Raw genomic sequence first — 6,891 nt, forward strand, 5'->3', positions numbered from 1 at the left:
AACCGCCCGACGGGCCGCGTCCACATCGGTGGGCGCGGCCCGTCCCATCGGGGCGTGGCGAAATTCGCTCCACGTCAGACTTCCGAGATCTCGCACGTCACGGCGCTGAGGCCGATTTTCCGCCGGTTTACGGCATGGCAGGGCTCGCGCGGGTGGGCGATGCTGGTCACGTGACCACCCCGCAGAACCTCGACGAGCGTTTCCGCGACGCGGTGTCGGCGCTGCCGCCGGCCGGCGACCGGCGCGCGCCCGGCGACGCCGTCCGCGACGGCTCCACCCTCACCGGCGCGCGCGCCGCCGAGCTCTTCGACGCCCAGCTCGCCAGCCGGCATCTCGACCTCGCGGCCCGGTGGCTGCGCAGCTTCAACGAGGGCTTCTACACCATCGGGTCGTCCGGACACGAAGGAAACGCGGCGGTCGCGGCCGCGCTGCTGCCCACCGACCCGGCCCTGCTCCACTACCGGTCCGCCGCGTTCTTCTGCGCCCGCGCCAAGAGCCTGCCCGACGCCGCCCGTGACGTGCTGCGCGGCGTCGTCGCCTCGGCCCGCGAGCCCATCGCCGGCGGCCGCCACAAGGTCTTCGGCAGCGCCGAGCTGAACATCATCCCGACCACGTCCACGATCGCCTCCCACCTGCCGAGAGCGGTCGGCCTGGCGTTCTCGCTGGGCCGTTCCTCGCGCGAGGCCATCGCGGCCGCCTCCTTCGGGGACGCGTCGATCAACCACGCGGCGGCCACGGCGGCGCTCAACTCCGCCGGATGGCTCGAGCACTCCGGCGTACCGCTGCCCCTGCTGTTGATCTGTGAGGACAACGGGCTGGGCATCAGCGTGCCGTCGCCCGAGGGCTGGGTGGCCGCGATGCTCCGGTCCCGGCCGGGCCTGCGCTACACGGCGGCCGACGGGTGCGATCTGGCGGCCACCTACGACGCCGCGACCGAGGCGGCGGGATACGTGCGCCGCGAGCGCCGGCCGGCCGTCCTGCACCTGTCCACGGTGCGGCTGATGGGCCACGCCGGCGCCGACGCCGAGGCCGCCTACCGCCCCGCCGACGACATCAAACGCGACCTCGAACGCGACCCGCTCGTCGCCACGGCCCGCATGCTCGTCGCCGCCGGCCTGATGGCCCCCGACGAGGTGATCGCCCGCTACGACGAGGTGGGCTGGCAGGTGCGTAAGGTCGCCGAGGAGGTGCTCGGCGAGCCCAAGCTCACCACGGTCGCCGAGATCGTCGCGCCGCTCGCCCCGCGCCGCCCCCTGCGCTCCGCCCACCACATCACCGAGGCGGCCACCCGGGCGCTCGGCCCCGGCGCGGCGGCCCGCCGGCAGGTCTTCGGCGGCAAGCTGCCCGAGAACGCGGGACCGCTCACCCTCGCCCAGACCATCAACGCCACCCTCACCGACGCGCTCGCGATCGACCCCGGCGTCCTGGTCTTCGGCGAGGACGTGGGCCGCAAGGGCGGCGTCTACGGCGTCACCAAGCACCTCCAGGAGCGCTTCGGCGCCGACCGGGTCTTCGACACCCTGCTCGACGAGACCACGATCCTCGGCCTGGCGCTCGGCGCCGGCCTCGACGGGCGGCTCCCCGTCCCCGAGATCCAATACCTGGCCTACCTGCACAACGCCGAGGACCAGTTGCGGGGCGAGGCGGCCACGATGTCGTTCTTCTCGTCGGGCGCCTACAAGAACCCGATGGTGGTACGCGTCGCCGGGCTCGCCTACCAGCAGACGTTCGGCGGCCACTTCCACAACGACAACTCGGTCGCCGTGCTCCGCGACGTGCCGGGCCTCGTGCTCGCCGTGCCCGCCCGGGCGAGCGACGCCGCGCCGATGCTGCGGTCCTGCCTGGCGTCCGCGGCGGTCGACGGCAGCGTCTGCGTGTTCCTCGAGCCGATCGCGCTCTACCACACCCGCGACCTGCACGAGCAGGGCGACGGCGCGTGGATGGCCCCGTACGCGGGCCCGACGTCCTGGTCCGGCGAGCACGTGCCGATCGGCCGCGCCCGCACCTACCCCGTCGGCGACGCGTCCGACCTGACCATCATCACGTACGGCAACGGCCTGCGGATGTCGCTGCGGGTCGCCGCCCGCCTCGCCGAGCAGGGCTTCGGATCCCGAGTGGTGGACCTCCGCTGGATTTCCCCCCTGCCCGTGAACGACCTGGTGAGAGAGGCCGCCGCGACCGGCCGCGTGCTCATCGTCGACGAGACCCGCCGATCCGGGGGAGTCGGCGAGGGAGTCCTCGCGGCCCTGGTCGACGGCGGTTTCGTAGGCTCCGCCAGGAGGATCGCCTCGGCGGATTCGCTGATTCCGCTGGGTCCGGCCGCACAACAGGTGCTGGTGGGGGAGGATGCCATCACACAGGGTGCCCACACCCTGCTGGCGCGGTAAATTGCCTCACACTCGGTGCGCCACTTGCGCCGGGGCGCGCAAGTGTGTGGACTACCCCCAGGTTCAAGCACCGATTTTCTTACTAGGAGGACTCAGACAGTGAGCGCGACCGCTGGTCAGGCCGACGGCGTACGCAGCCTGGCGGACCGGTTCGGCTTCGAGCCGAACATGGTGGTCATGGAGATGGGCTACGACGACGACGTCGACGAGGCCCTCCGTGACGCCCTGACCGAACGCGTCGGCGAGTTGGTCGACGAGGACACCGACGAGGTCGTCGACGCGGTGCTGCTGTGGTACCGCGACGGCGACGGAGACCTCTTCGAACTGCTCACCGACGCCCTGGGCCCCCTCGCCGACAACGGCGTGGTGTGGCTGCTGACCCCCAAGGCCGGCCGTGACGGCCACGTCGAACCGAGCGAGATCAGCGAGTCCGCCCCCACGGCGGGTCTCCAGCAGACCTCGACGGTCAACGCCGGCAAGGACTGGACCGGGGCCCGCCTGGTCTCCCCCAGGGGTGCGAAGAAGAAGTAGCTCACTGCCCTTTCCTCGTGACAGCCGGCGCCCCGGGGGCGCCGGCCGGTTAGGGTTGTGCCCATGCCGCTACCCGTCGGCGCCGAGGCGCCCGACTTCTCCCTGAAAGACCAGAACAATCAGGTCGTACGCCTGAGCGACTTCCACGGTCGCAAAGCGGTCCTGCTGGTCTTCTACCCGTTCACCTTCACCGGCACCTGCCAAGGCGAACTGGCGGCAGTGCGGGACAACCTGGACGCCTTCCAGAACGAGCGAGTGCAGGTCCTGGCCGTCAGCGTCGACTCGGTCTACAGCCACAAGGTCTGGGCGAGCCAGGAAGGATTCGACTTCCCGCTCCTCGCCGACTTCTGGCCCCACGGCGAAGTGGCCCGGGCCTACGAGGTCTTCCACGAGGAAGGCGGCATGGCCAACCGAGGCACCTTTCTGGTAGACCCGGCCGGCACCATCCAATACTCCGAGATGATCGGCCCAGGCGAATCCCGCGACGTGAAAGCCTGGCTGGCCGCGGTCAGAGCCTGAAATCACCCCAAGGTACGATGGCGGCTCCGGCATCACGAGAGCCGGGCGCGTAGCTCAGTGGGAGAGCACTCGCCTTACAAGCGAGGGGTCGTAGGTTCGAAACCTACCGCGCCCACGAGACTGGGGCTGCCCCCTGTCCGCGGGGTGCGCGGACCTGGCAGTCTCGTCATTCCTGCTCCGGGGCCGAGCCCCGGAAACCCCACGTTCCATACGGTCGCGCTCCGGGGTGGCTCGTCGGCTGGCGCCGACGTCGGGGGGTTTTGCGGCTTTGCCGCTTGGGGGCTCTCGGTGCTCTGAGCTGACGTGCGTTAGTTCTTCTCGTTCCGCGGTTATCGCCGGGTGCGGCTGTCGTTCTTGCAGCCGTGGTTTTGGGGTGCTTGTGGCTCCGCCCGTTGCGGTCCTGGCGACCTGTGGCGGTGGGGCTCCTTGCCCCGGTTTTCTCCTTGCGTGGTTTTGTCCTTGCTGTGGCTGGGGTTTTGCCCCGGTCGCTGGTCGCTTCCTTGTGTGGTTGCCTCCTGGGAGGGCTGCCTCCTCGTGTGGGTCGGTCCTTGGCGCGGTCGCCTTCTTGCGGAGGTCGCCTTGGCGCGCGGGCCCTGTTTTTGGGCCCCGTGCCTCTTTGCGCGCTTGCCTTTCGCGTGGTCGCCTTGTTGCGCGGCTTTGTCTTTGCCGGGGACCTCGGTGGTCTTTTCGCGTGGCCTCCTTTTCGTGCGGCCTTGTCCTTGCCTCAGACCCGGGTTGTCTCGTCCGTTCCCCTCCTCGCCCGGTTCCCTCCTCGCGCGGCCCCTTCCTTGCGGCCACCATTCCCCGCCTCCTCATCCCTGGCCCGGCCTCGGCCCGGCCCGGGCTTCTCTCCGGGCTCCTCTCCGGCCTCGTCCCGGCCCCGGCCCCGTCCCGGCCGCCCTGCTCCGTCCCGGCCCCGGCCTCGGCTCCGCCCCGCCCGGCTCCGCCCGGCCCCGACCCTCGCCCCCGGCTCCGCCCCCGCCCCGGCCGCCCGGCCCCGTCCCGGCTCCGCCCTCGCCTGGCTCCGCCCCGCCCCGGCCCTCGCCCCGGCTCCGCCCCCGCCCCGGCCGCCCGGCCCCCGGCCTCGGCCCTCGCCCCGGCTCCGCCCCGTCCCGGCCGCCCGGCTCTGTCCAGCCCCGCCCCGGCCCGTTTGTGGGCTGGGGTCCTTGCTGTGGGCTCGGTCGCGTTGGGCTGGGTTTTCCTGCGGTCTCTCGGGGGCCTCTGCTGACTGGGGGGAGTGCCGGAAATATCGGGTTTCATCTGGTTAACGTGGGAGGGTGCGGGTCTGGCCTCGGTGGGCTTGGGCTTGCGGTGGTGTCTGGGGGACGGGGTGGGGCTGGTGCATGCTCGGCACGTGTTGGGGGTTGAGGCTGGGCGGGGGTATTCGGTGGTGTTGCCGGTTCGGCGGTGGCTGCTTGTGGAGAAGGTTCTGGACGACCTTGAGAGTGTTGAAGGCGATCTGGAGCTGGACCGGAGTGTGGCGCGGGCGGTTCGGGCCGGTGTCTATGGGGACGATCTGCGGCCGCTGCCGGGGGATCGGGTGGTGACGGTGGAGCTGACCGGGCGGCAGTGTCAGCTTGTGGCGGATTCGCTGGCGCACAGTGCGGCGCTGGCGGACACCGCTAGTCACGGCGGCGATCGCCGGCTCGGGGAGAGCGGGTCGGAGACCTGGGATCTGCTTCGGGTGCTGGATGCGCAGCTCAGGCGCCGGTGAGGGCTTGTCGGATCACGGACGGTAAGGGTGTCGGCGCGGATCCTGGTGGGAGTCTGGCGTTCGCACAGCATCGCAGTCATTCGTGGGCCGTAGCTCGTCGACAGGCGGTCGCGTCACATGCCCGAGCTTTCTCCTGATCTTTTCCAGCGCTGGTATCACTCCTTCGAGGAGGACACCGACGACGAGGCGGTCTACCGGCCGGCGGACTTTCCGTTCCCGCCGCGGCGGGCGCCCCGGGACAGCCTCGAGTTCCGGCCGGGGGGCGGCTACATCGAGTACGTGGCGGGGCCGGCGGACAAGTCGGCGCCGAGCCGGGGCAGCTGGGAGGCGGCGGACGGCGACACGGTCCGGGTGCGTGCGGGCGCGGGTCCGCGCCTGCTGCACATCACGGCGCACGACGGGCAGGTGCTGAAGATCCGTAAGTGAACGACAGGAGATGAGTTCCGTGGACGCCGACGAGATCATCGAAGCTCCCGCACGACGCCGCTGCGCCACCGAGGACGTCCACCGCCGGCTGCTCAACGAGAGCATCGCCTACCGGGTGGCACGGACCGACATCGAGAACCTCGCCTTCGCGTACGCGACGGGGGAAGTCCGGGACGACCGCACCGAGGTCGTGAACATCCCGGTCGTCGTCCACGTCGTCTACAACACCGAGGAGCAGAACGTCTCCAAGGAGCAGATCGACAGCCAGATCGCCGTCATCAACGAGGACTTCCGGGCCCTGAACCCGGACGTCAAGGACGTGCCCCCGGTCTGGCAGGGACTGGTGGCCGACACCAAGATCGAGTTCCACCTGGCCACTGTCGATCCGCAGGGCAACCCGACGGACGGCATCACCCGCCGGCGGACGACCCGCACCTCCTTCGGCGGCAACGACACGGTCAAGTTCGCGGCGAGCGGCGGCACCGACGCCTGGCCCAGCGACAAGTACCTCAACATGTGGGTGTGCCAGCTCAACGGCGGCCTGCTCGGCTACGCCCAGTTCCCCGGCGGCCCCGCCGAGACCGACGGTGTCGTCATCACCCACACCGGCTTCGGCAAGACCGGCACGGCCCGCGCACCCTTCGACATGGGCCGCACCGCCACCCACGAGATCGGCCACTGGCTCAACCTGTTCCACATCGGCGGCGACGACGGCACCGGCTGCGGCGGCACCGACCTGGTCGCCGACACCCCCAACCAGTCCGACCAGAACGTCGGCAGGCCCACCTTTCCCCGCATCACCTGCGGCAACGGCCCCAACGGCGACATGTTCATGAACTACATGGACTACGTCGACGACGCCGCCATGTTCATGTTCACCAAGGGCCAGCTCGAACGCATCAACGCCTGCTTCGCCGGCCCCCGCCAGAGCCTGCTGGCCACCCGACCGTCCACCTGACAACGACCGGGCCCACCACCACCGCGACCGGCGCCACGGCTCACAGCCGCGAACAGGGAGGGGCCGGGCGCAACGAAGCGCCCGGCCCCGGCCGTGGTTGCTGCACGGGGTTGGGCCGCGTTGGTGGGTTCAGGGGTTCCGCGCCCGGCCCCGGCCGTGGTTGCTGCACGGGGTTGGGCCGCGTTGGTGGGTTCAGGGGCTCTGCGCCCGGCCCCGGCCGTGGTTGCTGCACGGGGTTGGGCCGCGCTGGTGTGTTCACGGGCTCCGCGCCCGGGCGTGGGGCCCGGGCACGGAGGGCCGTTGAGTTACATCGGAGGCTCCCCAGCGGAGCCGGCGGAGGCGGTGCCGGGCGTGGC

At 71.2% G+C, this 6,891-nt stretch carries 6 protein-coding genes and 1 tRNA gene; all 7 read left to right on the forward strand.

Features of this window, described 5'->3' with window-relative positions:
• The first annotated feature begins 134 nt into the window (after positions 1–134).
• The 7 genes from Ade02nite_RS21765 to Ade02nite_RS21795 all read left to right on the forward strand — a co-directional run bounded on the left by Ade02nite_RS21765 (position 135) and on the right by Ade02nite_RS21795 (position 6,535).
• Entirely contained in the window at positions 135–2,387 is a 2,253-nt protein-coding gene (locus Ade02nite_RS21765; protein WP_203766511.1) for a thiamine pyrophosphate-dependent enzyme, read from the forward strand.
• Between the two features lie 99 nt (positions 2,388–2,486).
• The gene (locus Ade02nite_RS21770) at positions 2,487–2,918 is read left to right on the forward strand and encodes a DUF3052 domain-containing protein (protein WP_203766513.1); all 432 of its coding nucleotides are present in this window, start codon (positions 2,487–2,489) and stop codon (positions 2,916–2,918) included.
• 63 nt (positions 2,919–2,981) lie between these two features.
• On the forward strand, positions 2,982–3,437 hold the full coding sequence (locus Ade02nite_RS21775; protein ID WP_203766515.1) for a peroxiredoxin: 456 nt from the start codon (positions 2,982–2,984) through the stop codon (positions 3,435–3,437).
• A gap of 43 nt (positions 3,438–3,480) precedes the next feature.
• Positions 3,481–3,552 (forward strand) — tRNA-Val (locus Ade02nite_RS21780).
• Positions 3,553–4,854: 1,302 nt separating this feature from the next.
• On the forward strand, positions 4,855–5,151 hold the full coding sequence (locus Ade02nite_RS21785) for a hypothetical protein (RefSeq protein WP_203766517.1): 297 nt from the start codon (positions 4,855–4,857) through the stop codon (positions 5,149–5,151).
• Positions 5,152–5,268: 117 nt separating this feature from the next.
• On the forward strand, positions 5,269–5,577 hold the full coding sequence (locus Ade02nite_RS21790) for a hypothetical protein (protein WP_203766519.1): 309 nt from the start codon (positions 5,269–5,271) through the stop codon (positions 5,575–5,577).
• Positions 5,578–5,587: 10 nt separating this feature from the next.
• Entirely contained in the window at positions 5,588–6,535 is a 948-nt protein-coding gene (locus tag Ade02nite_RS21795) for a zinc metalloprotease (RefSeq protein ID WP_203766522.1), read from the forward strand.
• Positions 6,536–6,891: the final 356 nt, after the last annotated feature.

It is taken from the genome of Paractinoplanes deccanensis, assembly GCF_016862115.1.
Taxonomy (GTDB): Bacteria; Actinomycetota; Actinomycetes; order Mycobacteriales; family Micromonosporaceae; genus Actinoplanes; species Actinoplanes deccanensis.